The sequence below is a fragment of the Cytobacillus sp. IB215665 genome (assembly GCF_033963835.1).
GTDB lineage: Bacteria > Bacillota > Bacilli > Bacillales > SM2101 > Nanhaiella.
This window is the reverse complement of sequence record NZ_JAXBME010000014.1, coordinates 16301-39426: the sequence shown is the minus strand read 5'-3', so window position 1 is coordinate 39426 and position 23126 is coordinate 16301. Positions and strand designations below refer to the sequence as shown.

At 33.6% G+C, this 23126-nt stretch carries 18 protein-coding genes; 1 reads left to right on the top strand and 17 read right to left on the bottom strand.

Annotation, left to right across the window (positions count from 1 at the left end; translation table 11 throughout):
* Positions 1-9: 9 nt before the first annotated feature.
* The 16 genes from ccsB to SLH52_RS16005 all read right to left on the bottom strand — a co-directional run bounded on the left by ccsB (position 10) and on the right by SLH52_RS16005 (position 19370).
* Entirely contained in the window at positions 10-1200 is a 1191-nt protein-coding gene (gene ccsB / locus SLH52_RS16080; RefSeq protein ID WP_320210293.1) for a c-type cytochrome biogenesis protein CcsB, read from the bottom strand.
* Complete coding sequence (locus tag SLH52_RS16075) at positions 1184-2830, bottom strand: cytochrome c biogenesis protein ResB (protein ID WP_320210292.1); 1647 nt, start codon at positions 2828-2830, stop codon at positions 1184-1186. Before SLH52_RS16075 ends, ccsB begins: the two co-directional genes overlap by 17 nt.
* Positions 2831-3315: 485 nt before the next feature.
* Positions 3316-4728, bottom strand: coding sequence for an ATP-binding protein (locus SLH52_RS16070; RefSeq protein WP_320210291.1), 1413 nt, complete (start codon positions 4726-4728; stop codon positions 3316-3318).
* Positions 4725-5444, bottom strand: coding sequence for a response regulator transcription factor (locus tag SLH52_RS16065; protein ID WP_320210290.1), 720 nt, complete (start codon positions 5442-5444; stop codon positions 4725-4727). The genes SLH52_RS16070 and SLH52_RS16065 overlap by 4 nt, the downstream gene beginning before the upstream one ends.
* Positions 5445-5584: 140 nt before the next feature.
* Positions 5585-6196 carry a hypothetical protein gene (locus SLH52_RS16060; protein ID WP_320210289.1) on the bottom strand — a complete coding sequence of 204 codons (612 nt, stop codon included), beginning with the start codon at positions 6194-6196 and terminating at the stop codon, positions 5585-5587.
* Between the two features lie 566 nt (positions 6197-6762).
* Entirely contained in the window at positions 6763-7056 is a 294-nt protein-coding gene (locus tag SLH52_RS16055; protein WP_413785550.1) for a hypothetical protein, read from the bottom strand.
* Between the two features lie 389 nt (positions 7057-7445).
* On the bottom strand, positions 7446-8273 hold the full coding sequence (gene lgt / locus SLH52_RS16050) for a prolipoprotein diacylglyceryl transferase (RefSeq protein WP_320210287.1): 828 nt from the start codon (positions 8271-8273) through the stop codon (positions 7446-7448).
* A 406-nt stretch (positions 8274-8679) separates the two neighbouring features.
* On the bottom strand, positions 8680-10983 hold the full coding sequence (locus SLH52_RS16045; RefSeq protein WP_320210286.1) for a copper-translocating P-type ATPase: 2304 nt from the start codon (positions 10981-10983) through the stop codon (positions 8680-8682).
* Between the two features lie 239 nt (positions 10984-11222).
* Positions 11223-11954, bottom strand: a complete 732-nt coding sequence (locus tag SLH52_RS16040; protein WP_320210285.1) for a sulfite exporter TauE/SafE family protein — start codon at positions 11952-11954, stop codon at positions 11223-11225.
* Positions 11955-12200: 246 nt separating this feature from the next.
* Positions 12201-13688 carry a multicopper oxidase family protein gene (locus SLH52_RS16035; RefSeq protein WP_320210284.1) on the bottom strand — a complete coding sequence of 496 codons (1488 nt, stop codon included), beginning with the start codon at positions 13686-13688 and terminating at the stop codon, positions 12201-12203.
* A 121-nt stretch (positions 13689-13809) separates the two neighbouring features.
* Positions 13810-14112 carry an SHOCT domain-containing protein gene (locus SLH52_RS16030; protein ID WP_320210283.1) on the bottom strand — a complete coding sequence of 101 codons (303 nt, stop codon included), beginning with the start codon at positions 14110-14112 and terminating at the stop codon, positions 13810-13812.
* Positions 14113-14342: 230 nt separating this feature from the next.
* On the bottom strand, positions 14343-15278 hold the full coding sequence (locus SLH52_RS16025; RefSeq protein ID WP_320210282.1) for a F510_1955 family glycosylhydrolase: 936 nt from the start codon (positions 15276-15278) through the stop codon (positions 14343-14345).
* A gap of 28 nt (positions 15279-15306) precedes the next feature.
* On the bottom strand, positions 15307-16965 hold the full coding sequence (locus SLH52_RS16020) for a 4Fe-4S binding protein (protein WP_320210281.1): 1659 nt from the start codon (positions 16963-16965) through the stop codon (positions 15307-15309).
* A gap of 162 nt (positions 16966-17127) precedes the next feature.
* Positions 17128-17445: a hypothetical protein gene (locus SLH52_RS16015; RefSeq protein WP_320210280.1), complete on the bottom strand. Its 318-nt coding sequence runs from the start codon at positions 17443-17445 to the stop codon at positions 17128-17130.
* Positions 17446-18152: 707 nt separating this feature from the next.
* Entirely contained in the window at positions 18153-18362 is a 210-nt protein-coding gene (locus SLH52_RS16010) for a hypothetical protein (protein WP_320210279.1), read from the bottom strand.
* A 507-nt stretch (positions 18363-18869) separates the two neighbouring features.
* A complete protein-coding gene (locus SLH52_RS16005) occupies positions 18870-19370 on the bottom strand; it encodes a hypothetical protein (protein WP_320210278.1) in 501 nt (166 codons plus the stop codon).
* Between the two features lie 341 nt (positions 19371-19711).
* On the opposite strand from SLH52_RS16005, the gene SLH52_RS16000 reads away from it, so the two are divergent.
* Entirely contained in the window at positions 19712-21529 is a 1818-nt protein-coding gene (locus tag SLH52_RS16000) for a sulfatase-like hydrolase/transferase (protein ID WP_320210277.1), read from the top strand.
* Between the two features lie 525 nt (positions 21530-22054).
* On the opposite strand, the gene SLH52_RS15995 is transcribed toward SLH52_RS16000, so the two are convergent.
* The gene (locus SLH52_RS15995; RefSeq protein ID WP_320210276.1) at positions 22055-22789 is read right to left on the bottom strand and encodes a hypothetical protein; all 735 of its coding nucleotides are present in this window, start codon (positions 22787-22789) and stop codon (positions 22055-22057) included.
* Positions 22790-23126 lie beyond the last annotated feature (337 nt).

Genomic DNA, 23126 nt, shown 5'->3' with positions numbered 1-23126 from the left:
CTCACCGATTTATGCATATGAATGTAAACCTGCAATGACTAGATTTACTACAACTAGATTCAGCATGATGATAATAAAACCGATAACTGCTAACCAAGCCGATTTCTTCCCTTGCCACCCTTTTGATAATCTTAAGTGTAAGTATGCTGCATAGAATAACCATGTAATTAAAGCCCATACTTCTTTTGGGTCCCACCCCCAGAACCTAGTCCATGCTTCTTGTGCCCAAATCATCGCAAATATTAAGGCACCTAGCGTAAATATTGGAAATCCTATTAATACAGAACGGTATCCTATTTCATCCAGAAGGTCATCACGGACATTCTTTAGCTTTGGTTGAATGAAGGCACCTATTCTTTTCCTTAATACTAATCTTGTTATAATATATAAACTCAATCCACTTAATAACGCCCACAATAAGGAATTCAACTTTCTTGGTGCATTCACCCCATTCATCCAAGAAGGAGCCTCAGCTAAAGCAACATATGAATTGTTAGATTCTTCAAGGGTTCCGTTTGGAGGGCCTACGATCGCTGGCATCGTATATGTAATCGTTGTTTCTACATCTGTTTCGCTGACCCAACTATAGTTAGTTTCATAGTTCATTGTATTAAATATTAAAGTAACACCAGCGAAACCAACTGTACTTAGTAAAGCATACATGACTAGCTCTAAGAATACTGTTTCTTTTGTCGTCTTCTGTTGATTAACTGTTTTTATTAGAAAAATCACACCTGCCACGAAACTAATCGCTAAAACACCTTCACCTAACGCAGCAGTTGTCACATGTATTTTTAACCAGTAGCTTTGCAAGGCTGGTACAAGCGGCTGCATGTTATCAGGAAAAACACTGGCATAAGCGATGATGATCATAGCAATAGGTAAAGCAAAAACGCCTAATATACTTGTTTTATATACTAGGTATATAATAATGAATGCTAAAACTATCGTTATCCCAAAAAACGTCATATACTCAAACATGTTGCTAACTGGGGCATACCCAGAAGCAATCCACCTCAACACAAAATATGCAACCTGTAATAAGAAACCAAAAATAGTCAATATAAATGCCATTTTTTCTATTTTTGATAATTTTGTATCTTTATTTTTACGAGTTTTAAAAGATGCAGAAAATAAAATAGTTGCGATAAAGAATATAAAAAACGAGATTCCTAATAATTGACTACTTAGCTGAAACATTCTCTTCCTCCCCGTTCTTCCCTCTTGTCCTTTGTTCTAATTGATCTATTGGAACTGAAATACCTGTATTTTGAAATACATTTCGTAGCTCTTTCTGAAAGCTAAACCACCCTTTATTCGTATGACCAGCAACCCATACTTCTTCATCGAATCGCTGAATCCATATTCTTCGATGCTGCCAATAACTACCTTGAACAAGTCCAACCATAAAAATAAATCCACCTAAGCCAATAATACCTAATGTTAAATCTTTACGGATTGTAAGTGCGGTAACATTCCTAGTCTTAACCCCCGCAAGTTCAATTTTATAATTATTTTCACCTAACGGTTCAAGGTTTTGACCAATGGATAGGAAACTTACCTCGTCTTCGGATGAATTTGGACCAATAACATTAAAAGCAAAAGCAGGATTATTCGGGACCTTTGATTTTGTGATTGGGCCATTTTCACCAAGCTCATAATCAGGTAAATAACTCATAAGCTCTACAGCTATTGTTTCATTAATCTGATACTTAGTTATTGGGTTTACTAAGTCTACAGTAAATTTTCCAAAGGATTCTCCAGATGCTTTTTCAGTTACGGCAAAGTCAAAGCTTTCAAACTCATTTTGCTTATAGCTTACTTGATATAGTGCATAGTTATCTATTTCAAGAGGATAATTAACTCGAATTTGTTCACGCTTAATTTCCTCTAAATCGGGTTCCACACCTGGTATACTTGAACCAGTATTCTTGAACAAAATAGCATTCGTTTGATAATTTTTTGGAACTACTCCTCCTGCATTGTTTATCGCTTCTTTATATTTCGGATCATTCTCATCATAAAATTCAAGAATAAATTTCTCATTTTTAATATAATAATCTCCATTTGTTCCAGGCACTTCTTTTGTTTCGCCATCACGTAGCCAAACTACTTCGTCTAAATAAAAGCCAGGGACAAAACGAAGCATCCCCCCAAATAATACGATAATTAAGCCTATATGATTAACATACGGACCCCAACGAGAAAACCTACCTTTTTCTGCAAGTAAATTATCCCCTTCTTTTCTAACTGTATAACGTGATGATTGTAAACGTTCTATAGCATGCGTATAATCAACATCCTTTTCTTCTATATAAGTAATGCCCAATAATCTTTGCTTTTCTAAAAACTTCACATGCTTTGTCACTCTTTGATTTTTTAATTGTTTATATAATGGGATTACTCTATCTATACTTGCTACAGTAAGAGAGATACTTAACAAACCAATTAATAGTAGGTACCACCATGAATTGTAAAGATTATTAAAGCCCAACTGGTAATATACGTCTCCTAAAACCCCATACTCTTGTTTGTAAAAATCTGAAGGTGGTATATTAGGTGGTATGTATATTTCTTGAGGAAAAATGGTTCCTATTATTGATGCGAGAAGCAAAAGTATGATTAGCCAAACCCCCACTTTCACAGAAGAAAAGAACTGCCATGCTTTATCTATTGGTGTTTTATTATAGACTTGTGACCTTCTTGCCGTTCCTTCGTATCGCATATTAATCAAATCTGTTGCGCTCTCTTTTAATGGATTCCCACATCGACTACAAAGCTCTGTTCCTACCTGATTTTGCTCCCCACACTCACATAACTTTCCTACCATAAACAACCTCCTGTTTAGTACCTTGCTCGTTATTGTAATGTACCAATAAAATTTAAAGATTTTATGAATATATAAAAAAAAACGCTGTATTTATCAGCGTTTTAAGGATACTTTTTTTACGATTATTTATAGTCATTCCTAATGCTTCTTTCTCATTCGTTACATCTATTAAAAAAATTGACTATTGTCATTGATTACTTTCCTCCCCTGTGACTATGAGCATGTGAAAGGTCCTAAACAAAAATAAGAGCCTCTACAATTTCGAATCCCCCATACAATGCACTTTATAAAGAAATACGTTTACTTTGATTTTATTACTATAAATACGGAAAAAATCATGAGAGGACATAACACAATTAAACAAATTTCAAATAATGTCTTAAAATAATCAAGAATACTTGTCGGCTTAATTAAAGTTGTTACTACAATGGAAAAACAAATAATTCCTAATAAAATTAATACTCCAGGTATAATTAAGTTCTTCTTCATGAAGCGCTATCCTTTTCAACCTCTATCGGCAACGAAATACTAATAGTTGTGCCCTTGTTTATTTCGCTTGTTACCTTGACCTCTCCGTTCAACAAGTCAATTATATTTTTTACGATCGCTAACCCAAGACCTGTTCCACCCATAGTACGTGAACGTGATTTATCCACTCTATAAAATCTATCAAATATAAATGGAATATCCTCTTGTGGGATACCAATACCTGTATCCTTAACATCAATCAAACATTTATCACGTTCAGTTTTAACAATTACTTCAATCTCACCTTGATTTGTGTAGCGGATAGCGTTGTCTAGAAGATTAATAAACAGCTGTTCTAGCTTGCCTCCATCTGAATATATAAGAGGCGTATGCTCGTTGAAAAATGTTTTAACTAATAAATCTTTTTTCTTTGCATGAATGCTTGTTTTATAAACTGCAGATTCAACTATTTCCTCTATATCAACCCATTCAGTGTATACATCTACTTTTCCTAATTCCATTTTTGAAAGGTCAAATAAATCCTCAACAAGCCTTGTTAACCTTGTTGTCTCTACTTCTATAATTGATAAATATTCATTTCTTTCGTGTTCATCCATGTATAAATTATTTTTTAATGCTAGGGAATACCCATGTAAATAAGATAGCGGTGTCCGAAGTTCATGAGCTATATTTGCAAAGAATTCTCTTCTATTTGTTCTAAATGAATCCAGTTCAGTTGCAAGGTCATTAATGGCTGATGATAATTTACCAATTTCATCTGATGAATGTACATTGACTCTTGTCTTTAGCTTCCCTTTGGCTATTTCCCTCGTAGCTTTTTCCATTAATAGAAGCGGATTGGATAATTTTCGAGTGACAAAATAAGTAATTCCTATACCTATTAATATTGCACCAAGAAGAGCGATAAACAATAATGAACGGACTTGAGAAATGGATTTATGTATATCATCAACAGAAGATAACACAAAAACACCTCCCAAAAATGAATTATCTGAAAAAACAGGACTCCCGGATGCTAAAAAGTGAATGTTGTTATTCCTATATTCTATATCTGTATCATAACCATCACGAAGAGTTGATAAATCATCGGCTGAAAGATGCCCTCCCCCTATTAGTTCTGTAGTCTCTAAAGAACCAAGAATAACTTGTCCATTTTCATCAACAACAATGATCTCAGTATTTGTTAGAAATGATAACTGTTGAAGTAATTCAATGATTGTCTCATCCTGAATGTTATTAAGAGAAGACGCATAACGTTTAGACAGCTCATGAATATTGTCATGTACTTGTTTATAATAAAAGTCAGTAAATAAACGATCGATTACGTAGACGAGGGGAATTGCTATAATAATAAATAATATAATAATTACAGAGCCGAGCTTCCAAGTAATGCTGTTAAAATTCTTCATACACTCTCGTCAGGGTTATTCAACCGGTACCCTACTCCCCAAACCGTTTTAATCGGATTAAAACTAATCTGTAGTTTCTTCATCTTTACCCTTATATTTTTAATATGTGTATCAACCGTTCTTAGTTCAGTTGGTTCATTATACCCCCACACAGTATCTAACAGAATATCTCGTGTATACACTTTGTTTGGATGTAATGCCAATAGATGAATAAGCTCAAATTCTTTCGGAGTTAAATCAATTAAAACATTATTAATCCGAACTTCTCTACTAGTTGAGTCAATTGTCAGGATACCGTTCCCAAAGATTAGGAAGCCTTCGGAATTATTTTCATGTCGGGATACACTAGAGCGACGTATCAATGCATTAACTCTTGCTTGAAGTTCTTCTGGAGCGAAAGGTTTACTTAAATAATCATCTGCTCCTATTTCTAAGCCTTTTACTCGGTCAGCTACTTCATCTCTTGCAGTTAACATTAAAACTGGAATTGATATATTTAGATTTTGTCTAATTTCTTTACAAACTTCCCATCCATCTAATTGTGGCATCATAATATCCAAAATGAGCAAGTCAAGCATTTGGTATTTTCTTTTTACCACCGATAAACCCTCATAACCATTATCTGCTTCGTACACTTCATAATCCTTACTCAAGTGAATCTTAATAAGGTTTCTCATATTAATTTCATCATCAACAACTAGAATTTGTTTTTTCATTTGATCACCCTATTCAGCATTTTTCCCTAAAATATAAATTAGTATCTCCCGTTTTTCAAAAGGTTTAAGATCAATAGGCAGATAAGTATAATCCTATATTGAAAAGAGACCAGCATGACTAAGCTGCTCTCCTTCCGTTTTCAATCTACATTTCCACTATTATCAATTATGTGATTATGTTCTATATCTAAATCAACTTGTAACGACTCAGTGTTAACTATTAGTCCCATATTATTGTATATATAGAAAAATCCAATAAGGATAATAGCTGAAGCTATTGGATGTTCAAGCATTTTATTGAAGGGCTGAGTGAAAGGTTTTTGCGTTTCATCATTCAACAAATTTAAAGCTAGAATGAGAGAAACAATCACTAATGTAAAAAAAATTTTGATGGTTGATTCCTGATATTGAACCATTACCATCTCACCTAACATTGCTCCCATCATTCCTCCCATTAAACCTGACAACATTCCATTTAATACTGGTATGATTCCATTCAGTAGCCCAATCATACTTCCGCATATAAACCCAACACCCATTCCTAAGACAGTAGATAAAAAGAGATTTCCATTTAAAAAAACCCCAAAGATCACTCCACTTAACAAACCATTCATCATACCGACTGTCATTGTAATCGTCATACTAGTCATACTTGTTATGTTTTTTCTTTGTATTACCAAGCATAAGGAAATATAAAAGGTTAATAAGAGTGGTGTTATAATTGTCATTAATAACGCTTTTGACATAATCATATTTATCACATCCTAGTTTAATAGCATGTACATCAATATATGCATTTACTATTGCAACTAGTACAGATATCCCTACAAACATCACATGATTCGACTTAAATCACCTAGACATGTAATCCAAAACTACGGTATTTATATAAAAGTTATTTATTTGAAGATAAAATCTTGAATTGACCTTTGGATAACAAAATTTCTAACACATACTTTGTGCTAATCATCTACTCAAAAAATATTCTTATCTAGCTTTAATTCAGTCAAATCACCTGAATGAGTAGTTAAATCAACATCAACCTGCAATCATTTAATTGTAAATCATTTACAAGGTGGGTAGCTTCCATATTAATTACATCCACCACTTTAAAAGTGATTGACATGAGATTTCACAATTAAATGTTTCTTGTTTATTATATAGATAATTAATTCCTTCATGAGTTTCTACAATACTGTTCTCAAATGAGATTTCATGAGCTTCTTGGTATACAGGGTTCTATCAATGATCTCCTTTGTAGTTCGATTTATTTAACTACATCATTAGATTCTTCACCCTGTTGACTCCTTCTCCAGCTTTACTTATTCTTTGCATTACTTTCGATAGAGTCATCAAATTTTTCTTTAAGCAATTCATGTTGTTCTCTTAACATAGTAAGTTCACCTTCTAATTGCTTAACTTTATAGCTGTCTAATCTAGAAGACTGTTCTTCTTCACTCGATAAATCACTTTGTACAGTAGCATTATGACCAAATTGATGTTTCCCATGACGATGACCATGTTGATGTTTTCCATGATTATGACCTTTCATCATAAAGACCATTGATAATGGACATAAAAGAAGCAGTAAAAGTAAAATCCATTCCATCATTAATACCTCCCATAGATCAATTTTAATAAAGAAGTCATATGTCAAATGACTGTAAATTTTGAACGGTGTATTTTTTTTGTACTTAAAACTAAATGTATATACTAACTGGTGTTAGTGGCTTCTTTTCTACTATTTTAAGGATGAAAGTTCATATAGCTTCACCATTCTATTCAATTTAATAACTTAAACAAAATTTTAGAAAAGGGCGAATTTTAGAAAAGGGCCGATCTAACAATATACTATTATTTATGAATTTCTGAATCATCACTCCCATCTCGATACCATAACCTCTTATAATATCTTTATATGCTAATTGTTTTTTCTGCAGATAAAATGCATATATGTTCTCAACTGTGTGAAAGGTGTTTTTTCAACTATTAAGCTGATCTTCACCCCTGTACCCCAACATAAATAATGACCGATAAAAGCATCAATACAATTACTGCTAATATTGTTTTATAATAATCTTTTGCTGTTATTACATTATCATTATTAATAGTGCTTCTTCGTTTCAAATACTTCATTAAGAATATTCCGATGATTATACCTACAATACTCATTAAATGACTAACAGATATCCTCCCTAATATCATTGGGTTAATTCTAGAGAATTCCACAATTGCTCGTATGATCATATAACCAATTAAATAATGAATAAAGATTTGTCCATGGTAAGATGATTTTTTCAAGCGTAACCATAGGTACCCAAATAACAAATAATCTAATAAAAATTCGTATGCTTGAGATGGATGAAGATACTCTCCATTTACTTCCATTCCCCAAGGTAATGCCTGTGAAATTGGCCCACCAAATACATCACAGCCAATTCTACTAATCCCTTGAGCTAATATTAATGCTGGCGCGACAATATCTAATGTTTCCCAAATCGGCATCTTGTGACGCTTCATAAATATATACCCAACAGCAAGACCACCTAAAATACCACCATGTATTGAGAGTCCGCCGTTATGAATGAATATAATTTCTAATGGATTATTAATAAAATAGATAGGATCGTACATGAATACATAAATAATACGAGCTCCTATTACTCCACCAATGAAAGAGTAGATTGCACCATCTATCAATAATTTATAATTAAGTCCCCTACGTTTTGCTTCTCTAGTTAAAATAGCTAAACCTGCCATTACACCAATAGCTATCATTAAACCGAAAAAATATATTGAAAGCGGACCTATACTAAATATGGGTTTCATCAAAAATTCCTCTCTTCATTAAATTATTTCTACTCATCCTAACCAGTCATACTAGCTTAAATAAAGGTCCGTTTCCTACTCTTTGTTGTTATTTTGCTAACCAGTATTATCTGGTTTTATAGCAGAAAGGTACCACTCACTAGAGTTATACCGTATTTATTTCTTAGCACGTAAACAACTATCAATGCGAAAACAGCCTAAAATATGTCCCCTCCTTCGAATACAGTGCTATTATAATAGAAAATTATAGATTTTTTATGAAGATTGGAACTAACTATAAAGTTTTTCAAAAGAAAAGTGTTGGGTAATCTTTCACCTACAAAAAAAAACACCATCTCAAAACTATATAGTCTTTAGTGGCGTTTCTTAACTTATTAATATTTTTTATCAATGCATTTTTCCGATCTTAACCTTTGAACAATCGTGCGTTTATTGCAACAATTACAGTACTTAGTGACATTAATACAGCTCCTACTGCTGGACTTAAGACGATTCCTATTGGTGATAGAATTCCAGCTGCCAGTGGAATCGCAACAATATTATACCCCGTTGCCCACCATAGATTCTGAATCATTTTTCTATACGTTGATTTTGAAAGCTCAAGGATGGACACAACATCTTCAGGATTACTTTTTACTAAAATAACATCTGCAGTCTCCATTGCAACATCAGTACCTGCTCCTACAGCTATTCCGAGATCAGCGTTTGCCAAAGCAGGTGCATCATTGACCCCATCCCCTGTCATTGCTATTTTTAAACCGTTTGCTTTTAGTTCTTTTATCTTGTCTGCTTTTTCATGTGGTAATACCTCTGCTACTACATCATCTAGATTCAATTGCTTTCCAACCCATTGAGCTACTTTGTAATTATCTCCAGTTAACATCAACGATTGGACATTGATATTCTTCAAACGTGCGATTGCACGTTCAGCACTTTCTCTAACTTTATCAGCAAGTGCAATCATTCCAGCTACTTCACTATTTATTAATACAAAGATTACAGTTTTTCCTTGCTCAGATAATCTCTCAAACGTTTCTTGTTGAAATCTTATATTATTTGCTTTAACAAAACCAGGGCTGACTAGTAAAATCTCTTTACCTTTTACAATTCCCTTTAGCCCTTTACCTGTCATCGATTCAAACTCATCTGGCTGATAAAAAGTTAATTTTTGAGCTTTTGCTTCTCCAACAATCCCTTTAGCAATCGGGTGTTCAGACAATACTTCTAGAGAAGCTGCAAGTTGTAAAACATCCTTTTTTTCATAGCCATTTTCAGTCATGATATCCGTTACACCAAATTCACCCTCGGTTAAAGTACCCGTTTTATCAAAGACAATGGATTGAATATTTCTTGCTTCTTCAAAGTTAGCACGGTTTCTGATTAATAACCCTTGCTTTGCAGCTAATGCTGTAGATCTAGCTACAACTAATGGAGCTGCTAAACCTAAAGCATGCGGACAAGCAATTACCATTACAGTTACCATACGTTCTAACGCATAAACAAAAGGGTACCCCAGCAATAACCATGTTACCAATGTGACGAACCCAGCAATTAGTGCTAGATAAAATAACCATTTAGCAGCACGATTAGCTAAATCCTGTGTTTTGGATCTTGACTCTTGGGCTTCTTTAACCATCTTTACTACTTGGGAAAGATAACTATCTTCTCCCGTTTTTTCTACTTGTATGGTTAAAGATCCTTCTCCATTTATGGATCCTGCAATCACCCCATCGTCTATTGTTTTTTCAACTGGTACTGATTCACCTGTCAGCATAGATTCGTTGATGGAAGAGTTCCCCTTAATAATAGTTCCGTCAACAGGGACCTTTTCACCAGGTTTTACTAGAACTTTATTTCCTTGGGTTAAATGACTAATATTAACATCTGTTATTTCTCCATTTTCATCTATCAGATGAGCCTCTGAAGGAATCATTTTCGCTAATTCTTCCAGAGCCTTAGAAGCTCCCATTACTGATCGCATTTCTATCCAGTGCCCTAATAACATAATGTCAATTAGGGTGGCTAATTCCCAGAAAAAATTATTTCCTGATAAACCAAAGACAGTCAAGGTACTATATATATACGCCACTACAATCGCAAGTGCTATTAAGGTCATCATTCCAGGACTCTTTTGTTTCAGCTCATCGTAAGAACCTGTTAAAAAAGGCTTTCCCCCATAGAAAAAAATGAATGTTGCTAAAATAAACAGAGCATAATTTACTCCATAAAAACTTAATTCATACCCTAAAATCGATTGGATCATAGGAGAAAAAATTAATATTGGTATTGTTACTATTAAAGAGATATAGAATCTCCTCTTAAATTCAGCAATCATATGCCCATGATTATGCCCTCCATGGCCTTGGTGATTATGCCCCCCGTGTTCGTTATGATTATGACTACTATGTTCTTGATGATTACGACCATCGTGCTCGTTATGATTATGACTATTATGTTCTCGGTGCTTATGACCATCGTGTTCGTTATGATTATGACTATTATGTTCTCGGTGCTTACGACCATCGTGCTCGTTATGATTATGACTATTATGTTCTCGGTGCTTATGACCATCGTGTTCGTTATGATTATGACTATTATGTTCCAGGTGATTATGTCCTACATGTCCATGTTGTTTATGGTCATCATGTTCTTGATGTGTATGTCTTTCAGGATTACCCACATTTTGATGAGTCTTTTTACCTTTCATCATCAATAACCCGCCCTTTCCATAATTGGAATTTCTCTTAAAGTAAAATTTGAATAGCCTTTACCGCTTACTCTTAATTAATAACCTTATTTTGTTTTCTTACTTTTATACTATACCCCCCTATGGTAATTGTCAACTTAAATATTGTAATTATCTTTTATTTTGACCATATGACATAACTTCCACTAAAAAATGTCCCAAATAAAATAGTCATAGCAGTCTGTTGCTGCTATGACTATAGATTAAGCCCAATAAGTTATTGTATCAAAGATACCTATTATAATAATGATGATGCCAGCAATCATTTGAATTCGTTTCCCTAGTTTTCTACCTTTTTTCATTAATGAACCACCTAAGCCAAAATACCATATTATAAACATCGCTATTAGAACAGGGATAGACGTACCTAAAGCAAAAATAGTTGGTAAAACAACTCCATAAGAAGTAGAAATAACGATAGGCATTAATGTAACAAAAAATAAGATGAACATCGTTGGACAGAATGCTAAGGAGAAGCTTAATCCCATTAGAAATGAGCCAAATTTACTTTTTTTAAAATAACTGTCTGGTATTTTAATTAGCTGCAAATTCCAAGTCATTTTGAAAAACCCCATTAAATAAATACCCATTAATATTAAAATTGGACCGATTACTTTCCTAAACCAAGGAAAATATAAGGTTAGACTTTGCTGAAACTCACGTCCTAGCAACCATACTAATAACCCTAGTAAAGAAAATGCAGTTATTTTCCCGATAATGAAATAGATCACTTCTTTCCATGCAAGTTTTTCTTGCATGGAACGATTTCCGTAAAGAGTAATTGCACCAATATTCCCTGTAAATTGACAAGGTGCCATTGCACCAACAATGCCCAAAACAAATGCAGATGCCAACGGAATACCTTCAACGCTATACGCAATATTCATAAAAGGCTGACTAAAAAAATTACTTATCTGACTAAATAAAGCATACACAACAAAACCACCTTTAATTTTCAAGTTAACACTTTAATGCTCACTAAATACAATAAATATGGCTGTTTTCTTATAGAATGTTGTTTTTCGTACGAAATAACAAACACGTATACAACTAGGTTTCCGGCAACTATTCTTCTATAAAACGAAGACTGTTTAGTAAAGTTTACGAAAAGAGCCTTTTGAAAAGAGCCATAATTATACAGAGAGTATATAAAAATAAGAAACTCGTTATATGACATTAACTTATTCGGGTTTATTGAAGTACTCTCCTTCTAATTCAAATGGTGAATAATATCCATTGTATTTAACAACTGTTACCATTCCATTTCCAGCATGGACAAGGTCATGGCAATGAAAAACCCATTCCCCTGGATTATCAGCAGTAAATAAGATTTCGTATTGTTCATGTGGTTTAACATTAATTAAATCTTTTACTAATGGATTTTTTAACGTCTCTCCATTTCTCGTTATCACTTGAAAGTAGTGGCCGTGTAAATGCATCGGATGGTCTAACATACTATTATTTGTAATCGTTACTTTTACTACGTCACCTTTCTGAACTTTAATAGGATCAGTATTGGGAAATGTTTTCCCATTAATCTTGTAAGTCATACCACCTGCCATCATACCCATCCCAACGTTCAAATCCATTTCGTATATCAGGTCTGGCTCGGCTTCTGAGCTAATAATCGACTCCATTTCACCAATGTTTGTAAAATCAATAAGTGATAACTCCTTTTTCCCTTCTACAACAGGATCTATATCTTCCACTTGCTTTTCAACGTGATTTAAGATGATAGGAATTCTTATATCGTTGGCACCTTCCACATTATTCACGCTAGTAATATACCAATTATTACTCTGATTAGCGTTAAACTCAATGTCTAGCCGCTCACCAGGAGCTATCTCAATTACATCAGAAGTTAGCGGTGCCCCAATTACTTCTTTGCCGTCATTTGCAACTAAATTGTAAGAGTTCCCTTGTAAATAAAAATAGTGTTTTTGATATCCAGCATTCACTAGACGCAGTCTTACTCTTTCCCCAAAATCAGCAACAATAGGGTCGATATTTGGGGCACTTTTACCATTCACAGTAAAGGTTCCATAGGTCATCTGTGAGTCCATCTCTCCAGGTGTGCCACCGGACATATGGCCCATCATTCCACCACTTTCACCTATAGACCATTCATCTACCATTAGTACAACATCTTGGTCATAAGATTTCTCCATAGGTTCAACGATTAGCGCGCCATATAAACCTCTATCTACTTGATTACCACTATCTTGGTGAGAATGGTACCAATACGTCCCTGCTTCTATTGCCTCAAACTCATAGGTATATTCCTCACCAGGCTGCACTGCATTTTGTGTCACACCAGCTACACCGTCCATCATGTTAGGGAGAACCATGCCGTGCCAATGAATCGTTACTGGCTCATCAAGGTTGTTCTTTAAATTAACACGTATGAAATCTCCCTCGGTTACACGAATCTCCTCTCCAGGAATTTCGTTATTATAAGTCCAAGCTTCAAATCGTGTACCTTTTATTTCCCAAACAGTTGATTGAGCAATAATATCAAATGTAACAACCTCCTCTTCATTTGGAGTTTCCTTTGGTATATCTAATATATTTATAGATGTTGAATTGTCATTTGAAGTTGTTTGTTGACACCCAACTAATATGAAAGAAATTCCCCCAATTATAAGTGTCAATAACCGAAACTTCCCCAAACCTTTCACCCCTTTGGTTAAGTTCATTATCTACTAATCTTCCATTGATTTTCCACAATACTCAGTTGTCAACTTAAACTTGTTAAGCTCAACTACTTAAGAAAGATAGAAGCAGTTTCTGTTATTTACTTCTTATTTTTGCTTTTAAATGGTCATATTCTTTTTCAGAAATTTCACCCTTTGCAAACCTTTCATTTAAAATATTTATCGGATGTTGGTATGAATGGTTATTGCCATTCAGATATTTTTTCAAAAGATAAAACCCCAAGAATAGTAAGCCTCCCCAAAAAATAAACATCCCTAGCATCATCATACTTCCTCCTTGAAAACCAGAGCAGCTATCGAGCCATCCCATCATGATCAATTCACTCCATTCGTTTGCTCTTATATTAGCAAGAATTTTTGCAGATTTATTGAACTTCATTCATAACTTTCATTTTCTTATGTTCAATACGTTTATGTTGCTAATAGTGAAGGACTAGTAGCAACTAAGTTTATGCAACCAGCTTATGTTATTTATCGTTACTATCTTCGAAATTAATAGAGAAATTTTGCAGATTCTTAAAGCATTTTGTTAATTTCAAATATGTAATACTCAACATTTCTTAAATATAGAAAAGACCCAACTAATATGTCGAGTCTCTTCTATAGCTGTTATTTAATAGTTCCAGCATCTATCGTATGTTTCCAATTTTTCCCACCGTCTTCAGTCACATACACAGAGTTGTTAAATGTTGTTCCTGACATTAAGTTATTATTATCCGCATTTATAGATATATTATTGACTGCATCCTCTCCCAAGTCTAGACCAATGTAATCCCAAGTCTCGCCATTGTCGCTACTTTTCATAATACCTGCTTCATTTTGTGTAATTGAGTAGCTCACTAAGTCCTTGCTTTCATTTGGCATAACTGTAATTGCAGTAATTAAGCGGTTTCCATCTAATAACTCCCATGTCTCTCCACTATCTTCAGAACGCATGACACCATTTTGTGTTCCAGCCAATAGTTCACTATCATTATTCGGCAGTGAGATTAATGTGTAAATTTTATGAAGGTCATCTGGTAAGCCAACTGGCTCAATTTTATCCCAATTTTCGCCACCATCAATTGATTTAAAAATACCTGCCCCAAATTTGCCACTACCCATTTGATTCAAACCATATATAATATCAGTATTTGAATAATTTGCATCTAAAATGTGAAAATCAATCTTGCCTTGTAACGATACTTCTTCCCATGTAATTCCATTATCAGTACTTTTTAAAAGTCCTAGAGGATCTGGAAGGTTTGATGACTTCCCTGGATGACCGCTTGTTATCATTTCACCATTCGATAGTGCATGATAACCCATAAAATCATTATCATGAGAGCTAACAGTATACCATGATTCTCCTTTATCACTAGTGGAAATCATTCCTTCATGTGTAGCAACAAAGATCGTATCATCCTGATATGATAACCCGTGCATATGTTCAATTTTTTTGCCACCTTCTATTTTTTTAGGTTCTGTAGTTTGTTCATTGGAATTACAGCCAACAAGTACTACTCCTACTAATAAAATTGGAGCAATTGTCTTTAACATTTTCATATATATTAGTCTCCTTCTAGAAAAAAATTTAATGAACTCGGTGATCCATTGGCAATGCAAACAGATAAATATTGACTACTGTAAATACTATCATTAACACATAAAAAGGTAGCTTCTTCTGAATACCATTATTGTTCCCGATACGATGTACGGCATAAATCGAGCCAAGCAATCCTAAAACAATAATTGCAAACTGTAATATTTGTACTGTTAAACTTGAACTAATAGCTAAATCACCACTCGCTTTAATACCAAACAACTGGAGCGTATTGTACCAAATTGCTTTCCCCTCGGTCAAAATATGAAATAAATTATGTGCAATATGCCCTGCCAAATCCAGTGGAATAATTGCATAACCAAAAATTACAAAATACTCTTTAATTGTTTGCATGTCCTTTTTATTAGATGATATAAAAGAAGCAAACCACAAAAGGAATAATGGAATAACCATTGATATTATAAATGCAACTGTAAAATTAATTGCATAGCTCGTTGTTCTCGTTAATTGACTTATGTATTGTAGAATATCTTCCCATACAGACAACATCGTTATATTTTGAACAAATACGATTCCCATAATGATAGCTGCTAATGCGGTATGCTCTAACCTCGGCTTTTTTATACCCCATAACTCACTAGTAGGTTTACGAATTGAAACTTGAATCGAATCATTAGGACAAGCTTTAATGCAATTCGCACATAAGTTACAATCCGCACTTGTATCCATTGTTCTTGGAAATTGAAACATAGGACAACCTTCAACTTTGCTGTTACCCCGATAACATGATTGAGTTTTACAGCTTTTACAAATTTCTTCTGTCCCTTTTAATTCAACAATACCAGCTCTAGAATAATTACCTGCAAGACCACCTAGAAAGCATAGTGTCTTACAAAAAGTTCTTCTTTCGTAAAAAACAGATGTGATGACGACCATTGTCAACAAGATTAATAATAAATACCCAGATCCTCTAGGTGAATCGACAATACCAAAAACGTGATCACTCCATGTAATTAAAATAAAAAATATGTCAATTAACCAAATACCATACTGTTTTAGAAATTTTGGAACGGGGAATTCACTACCAAAATATTTTCGAACAATGTCACTTATTTTGCCGAATGGACAAACTGCACACCAAAACCTTCCAAACAAGATAAATAAAAGCGGAATAATAGGCCACCAAAGAACCCATGTCATCGTCGTTCCAAAATTCTTATGACCATTTGTTGTACCAGCAACTAACTGAAATACAATGACTGAAAACACAACAATAGCTGTCCATTGAAAAATCCCAGGATACCATTTACTTTTAAGAAAACTGCTTATAATGGGATGAGACAACAAGTTCTTCATATGTATTCTTTGAATATATGCTTCTTCCATTTTTCTCTTAAGTAATTTTAAAGTGAGACCTAACACTAAAAGCAAGAAGATAATTGTCCCAAATATTCCTAATACAACATAATTTGGAGAATCTACATTTACAATCTCTTCACCGTGAGCATGACCATCGGATTGTTCAAAGAGTTGATTTTTTTGTTCTATTAAAGTACTTTCTCCTCTAAAGCCGTTAATAACTGATGAAATGTCTTCATCATTTCCCGCATCTCCTCCATCTGCATATACGACTATCCCTATACTTAGTAACACTACGAGTAGGCTAAATGCTGATACTTTCTTTAACATCCCTAACTCCTCTATGAAGATATTTTTATTACATTCTAAAAATATCGAGGGAATATGCAGATTTAAAGGATTTTTTTTGAAGAAATAATGTATTTTTTGTTAAAACTTAGTTTGTTGAATGATGTAATAAACCTATGTACACCAAAGTCCAAGTCTATTGCCCTAAACAAAAGGTATTAGTTTGATTGATTTTAAACTTTCATTAATACAAATTTTAAATTTAGTGCTTTCATTAATATTCGTAAATTTCCGTATTTCTTTTGGTATATATATTGAACCTCTGGAACCAATCACTACTTGATTTTCTAAGCTTTCATTTCTTCTATTGCTCGTTATTTCTATACACATATCACTATAGTAAACATCCACTACGTGCCCAGGTTCCATATTACAATAATCTCTAAGTTTCTTTGGTATTGTCACAGCATACCCTTTAGTAATAAATATTATTTTATTTTCTTTTTTACGCATATTACTCAACACTGAACTCATCCATTTTATGTAGTATACACTGAACCACCTTTTTCAATTTTCACACCCCAATAATTAATAAAAGGTTATTCTTGTAGCAACCCTTTTAGTTAGTTCAACAGAGTTATTATAAAATGAAATTTTAAAGTTTTTATGGAGATTTTGGATTCAAATAAAATAGTTGTTAAGTATCAACAACATTAGGGAATGTGTAATACAATACCTAAGAAAGAAAATTTCATAAATGGATCTTACACATGAAAAGGCTCTTGTATATATAACCAAAAGAAAACCATATCCGAATTAGTTTTAGCAACCTATAAACAAGCTACTATCTAGAAATCAGTATTATTCATGCACAACAAAAAGACCAGCCAACGTACTTAATTATTATAGGACTCATCTACGAATCCTATAATTTTTCAAGTGGCTCGTCACTTTTCATACAATAGTTTTGGAAACAATGTTCAGCCAAACACAGTTTATAATACAAACAAATATTACATCGTTATTTATGAATAACGATAACGTAATGGAGGTATGTATTTGTTCTAATCTAATGAAGATTGTTTGCTAACTACGAGTATTAGCATTAAGTAACGGATACATATACAACAATAGTTATTTATGTATCCGTTACTCTTTGATTTCTTTGTGTTCTTTGGCATCCTGTAAACAGACAATATCTCCTTAAGGCTTTAACTGTTATTATTAATCTACAAGATGGTTAGTAAGAGTTTTCCTTTTGGCAGATGTTCAATACTTAAGTAGCCATTGATCACTAGAGATTTTATAACAACTGGAACATTGATGTCTGAAAAATGCTCTACTAATTCTCGTCTATTGAATTCAACTGCTGTTTTGCCTTCATTTTTAAAAATAAATTTTAGTTCGTCAAGTATAAACTGTTCCTCCTTCGTTAACAATGCTTTCACTCCTTTTTTGGTCTCATGACAGGATAATAGCTATAAACTGTAAAATGGTTCTTGTATAACTGACTAACCAATTACGAGATCCTCCATGATGAGGTATTATTAAAGGATTTAGACATTATCTTAAGGCATTTCAAGTGAATACATAACAATTTTTATTTGCTGCCTGTTTTCGCACAGATTTTTGATTTTATATTATGCTTTTTTTCGTTCGCAGCATCTTTTTACTTAATAATTTTTGAAGCTATTTTCCATGATTAATAAAATTGTAATCAAGATTTCGCAATGTGCCTATTGATTAAATATATTAATTTCCAAATATTTTAGAACATCCACGATTAAAAATGACTATTTAATTTAGTGCAAGTTTACTAGCAACAAAGATATGTAACTATTTATGCTATAGTTGAACCTTGTACTTTCTATTGTCTTATCTAAATTTTATATGACGACATTTGAAGAATCGCAGAGATTGCTTGTATTCGATGAATGTTTTTTTATCTATAATGACTCATACCAATCTTTTAATTGAGGATTATTTATTATACTTTCTGTGCTTAGTATTTGCGGCTTAAAACCACCTAATTCTACTATATCTATTCCTCCGTCACTGTTTCTCACCAAAAAGAAATCCTCAAATGGGGTGCCTACTATCTCAATTGCTGTTTGACTATGTGAATCAACATAAAACATTTCAATCGTCTTTCTATCGCTTATACTGACTCGTTTTGTTTTACTATTTGCTTGTACATTTTCTAGTGAGCCAGATATATCAAGTTTTTTGAGTGTCGAACCGCCAATATTTTCGTAGATCTTGAATGCCACATTCATTACCTCAGCAAGACCAAATAACAAAAAACTATTTATAACACAGGCAATTAAAAAAGCCCCTCCAAAAGATAATAGTTGTGTATCATTTGCTAACCAAGCGCCTATAATTATCCCTACACAAATAGTAAGTACTCCTAATATTCGTAAAACACCTGTAACTTTATTTTTCATTATTATCCTCCAATACAACTATTTAACAATCATTTTATCAATATTTCGAGTTTTTCGATATATATTGTTTATTACGCTCAATGGAACGAACACTTTGTAATAGCGGTGTTTATTCTTTGTCAATTGAGGGTGATAATTCAAAAAATGGTGCGTACACTCTATTTGTATACATTTTAGAAACAATGAAAGGTGTTCTCTACCCATCGTGGGACATCGAGTGTTATACAGCTTATTCATAATGATTCTAGAATGATAACTTTATAACCAACATATAGTGAAGATGAATTAAAGCATACGAGACTACCTTTTAACCTAATCATAATATATGGAGGTTATGCTAAGTGGATCACAAGTTGACAACAAGTTCAGACCGCAAAAATGCCCAAAAAGATAAGCCAAACTTTCTTATTTTAATGGTTGACCAAGAAAGATTTCCATCAATTTATGAAAATGAAGAACTCAAGTTATGGAGGAAAGAAAATATTATTGCACAAGAGCTTTTACGTGAAAATGGATTTGAATTTAACAATCATTATGCTGGGAGTACAGCTTGCTCACCAAGTCGTGCGACATTGTATACTGGGCAATACCCTTCCCTACATGGGGTAACACAAACGAGCGGTGTAGCTAAAACCGCGTTTGACCCAGATTTATTTTGGTTAGACCCAAACAGTGTTCCAACGATGGGTGACTATTTTCGAGCTGCTGGGTATCGTACTTTTTGGAAAGGAAAGTGGCATGCTTCTGATGAAGATATTCTCATTCCTGGTACGAAAGATGCTTTCCCAAGCTATACATTGACAGGAATACCTGATGAAGAGAAGGTTCGCAAGTACTTGGGAGCTGATCAATTGGATAAGTTTGGGTTCTCCGGCTGGGTAGGTCCTGAGCCTCATGGTTCAGCTCCTCGAAATTCAGGATGTTCAGCAGCAATTGGCGTCAGTGGGCGAGATGTTGTTTATTCTGCAGAAGTTGTTGCATTGATTCAGTCTCTCGAATTACAAGAAGAAAATGATGCACCATGGTTGATAATGAGCTCATTTGTAAATCCTCATGATATCGCATTATTCGGAATCGTTACAGAATTAAGTGCACTGTATAATTTTAAAGTAGACCCTTCTGTTCCTTTCATCCCTCCTGCTCCAACTGCAAAGGAATCATTATCTACAAAACCCATTGCACAAGAGAGCTATCGAGTTACTTATCAGCAAGCATTGCAACCTCTAAGAGACACACTCTTTTATCGCCAGTTGTATTATTCTTTACAAAAAGAAGCCGATCAAGAAATGTTGAAAGTATTTCAAGCACTTCAGAAATCTAATTTTTATGATAATACAATTGTCATTTTCTTGTCTGACCATGGAGAATTATTAGGTGCACACGGTGGATTATTTCAAAAGTGGTATAACACATACGAAGAGTCGATTCATGTCCCTATGATCATCCACAGTCCTATGCTGTTCTCTGGTCGACAAAGTACAGACAGGATAACGAGTCACGTTGATGTTCTACCAACTATGCTAGGCTTAGCTGGTATTAATCCAATGGAAATACAAGAGAAGCTGATGCCAGATCATACTGAAGTACACCCTCTAGTTGGTCGTGACCTTACCCCCTTGTTAAAAGGAAGAAAGGATTTTTACCGTGACGATGAACCGATTTATTTTATGAGTGATGATGATGTGACAAGGGGATTGAATCAAGTCACATTATCAGGAGAGCCGTATGAATCAGTCGTCCAGCCAAATCATATTGAAGCGATTATTACGATGTTACCTACTGGTATGGATAAAAAAAGAGAAAGATGGAAGCTTAGTCGTTATTATGATAATCCACAATTTTGGAGTGATCCTGGGTGTGAGGACAACACAACTGTCCAGAGCTCTGCGATTAATACAACATCAAATGAGCAATGCTACCTTTGCTTAACGAAAACAAAGTATAATCCAGTTCCAGATCAATTTGAACTATACAACCTTACTAATGATCCGTTAGAAGAAAAAAACCTAGCTAACCCTGCCTTCGAAACCCCAGAATCAATAATAGTCCAGAACCTTCTTATTTCAGCTCTTGAAGAGCAATGTAGCCAAAAGAGACTATCACCATCAAGTGGAGTTGTACATGGAATGCCGTCTTGTAATTGCAAAGGCTCTTCATAGTTTGGCAATGTGTTCAAAATAGATTGTTTACATCAACTACTTTGCGAAGTACATTTGCATTGTAGTTTCTTTTTTTATTTGTATTTCTCAGTATTAAATTGTATCTAAAGGTTGTTTTTCTTGCTCAGAGATAAGAACCTGCATTTTTTCTTCCTTCATGTGAATGACATTTACAAAAAATCAAGCAACAATTTTTTCGAACAGAATGCTAATTTATTATATAGTTAAGATTGTGAATTGTAGTGTTGAATGTCCAACAGATGACTTAGAAAATTAATCTATTAGACGTATTTATAAATTTGCTGAATATCCATCTAATAGGTTAAATGTTTGAAGTTTCCTGACTTCTCATTATTTATTGATCCATCTAATCATGTATTGGACAAAATTTTTCTTGTGTAATTTTTCCCTTCCTTAACCATAACAACATCTATCTATATGTATCATCTCCTTGGAAACATGTAGGTTTAACATAATTAAATGATGTTTATTTTATCTTTATTGCCAATCTAAAACGCGCTTTTGTTACCCTAATCGAAGCTCTACTTTTTCAGCTTTCATGATGCCATTATCATATTCGTATGTAATGACAATGTTACCATAATAGTGATTTGGTTTTTCTTCTACTAATAATATAGCCTTAAGTGTATTGTCTTCTATCGTAAATTTGACAAAATGGTCCATTGATAGTTGGGGTAACTCTTCTTTAGAATCTAGCTTATTATTTGGGATGAATGTACTTTTACCATCTACTACTAAAACTACTCCTCGCTTCGTTCTCTTCATATTAACTTTTTGAGCTGCGATGGTTCGTGGATTCTCTATATAAATTTCTTTTACTACATCTGTTTTGTCAACTAATGTTCTTTCTAAAACATGTGCTTCATTTATATAAACACCTTTGTCTCGGTCTGTCGTGAGGACAACAATAATTTCCTCCTGACCTGTATTTGTTACATCAATAGAGTACAATTTTGGTTGAAAATCATGATCTGTGACATTCATCCAATGTACAAACTCTTTTTTTCGTTTTCCTACTGTAAGCTGAAAATATTTAAACCACTCGTCTTCTTTAATCGCTTGCAATGTAACATTAGCTTCAGGTAAATTAGCTACTTTTATTCTATCTTGAACATAACTATCGCTTGAAAATTTTATTATTTTTCCACTAGACATATTATGAGCAGATACAGGGGATTCCAATTGACATAACAGAAGTACAAATACTAGTAAGCCACATAAAATACGAACCCATTTCATTTTTATCCACCTCGCAATTAAAATTATTTACTGTTGATTATCCTACAACGAACTAACACGTATACACCTAAACCTAATGACAAGTTCAGTTTTCCGTAACTTTACATTTTTTGTCTTAATTTCAATTAAATGTTCTAATCGAAGTCAATTTGCTACATAGTTTATAAAAAACTCTCCCCCCTTGTACTATTACGATCATTTCAAACAATCATCTCCTCAACTAATGATGGTAAATATTTTTTACTGATTGCTGTTTTCGTATAGAATGATTAAAAAATAAACACGTATAAAACTAGTTTTCAGGCATCTTTCTTTTATAAAACGATAACTGTTGAAT